At 70.1% G+C, this 977-nt stretch carries 2 protein-coding genes; both read left to right on the top strand.

Features of this window, described 5'->3' with window-relative positions:
• Positions 1–442: ATP-binding cassette domain-containing protein (locus ACCC94_RS29805; RefSeq protein ID WP_413353185.1), on the top strand; the 442-nt coding region annotated here is incomplete at its 5' end.
• Positions 439–977: LLM class flavin-dependent oxidoreductase (locus ACCC94_RS29810; RefSeq protein WP_413353186.1), on the top strand; the 539-nt coding region annotated here is incomplete at its 3' end. The genes ACCC94_RS29805 and ACCC94_RS29810, both read left to right, overlap by 4 nt.

The following is a 977-nucleotide window of genomic DNA, read 5'->3' on the forward strand; positions in this document are numbered from 1 at the left end:
GGCCCACGGCGTTCCCGCTGCCGAAGCGGAGCGCCGCGCACGGGAGTTGCTGCGGCAGGTCGGCCTGCCGGAAGCTGCCTTCGAGCGCTTCCCGCGGGACTTCTCCGGCGGGCAGCGGCAACGCATCGGCATTGCCCGCGCGCTGGCCTTGCAGCCCAAGGTGCTGGTGGCCGACGAGTGCGTGTCGGCGCTGGATGCACTGGTGCAACAGCAGGTGCTGGAACTGCTGGAAAGGCTGCAGCGCGAACTGGGGCTGAGCCTGGTGTTCATCACCCACGACCTGCAGGTGGCGGCGCGCCTCTGTGATCGCATCGCGGTCATGCAGGGCGGGCGCATCGTCGAACTCGGCGAGGCGCAACAGGTGCTGCGCGCGCCGCGCCATGACTACACGCGCCGGCTGCTCGCCGCGCATCCACTGCGCGAAGTGGAGCAACCGGCATGACGGCGCCGAGACAGATGGCGCTGGGCGCTTTCCTCATGGCCACCGGGCATCACCTGGCGGGCTGGCGACACCCCGGCGCGCATGCCGCTGGCGGGCTGGACGTTGAGCACTACCGGGCGCTGGCGCGCACCGCCGAGCGCGGTTGCTTCGATGCGGTCTTCCTCTCCGACACCCTGGCCATGCTGCCCGGCAAACTCGACGCGCTGAGCCGCATGGCGCGCACCGAACACTTCGAGCCGCTGACGCTGCTGGCGCATCTGGCGGTGAGCACCCGGCACATCGGACTGGTGGCGACCGTCACTTCTTCCTACAACGACGCGGCGAACGTGGCGGATACCTTCACCACCCTGGAATCCCTCAGCGGCGGCCGCAGCGGCTGGAACCTGGTGACTTCGAGCAACGCCGAGGAAGCCGGCAACTTCGGCCGGGATCGTCACTACGAGCACGCCTGCCGTTACCGCATGGCCGAGGACTTCCTCCAGCGCGTGCGCGAGCACCTGTACCGGCGCCACGCCACGGGCCGCCCAGCCGGAAC

The organism is Pseudomonas sp. Pseusp97, from assembly GCF_047304025.1.
GTDB lineage: Bacteria > Pseudomonadota > Gammaproteobacteria > Pseudomonadales > Pseudomonadaceae > Pseudomonas.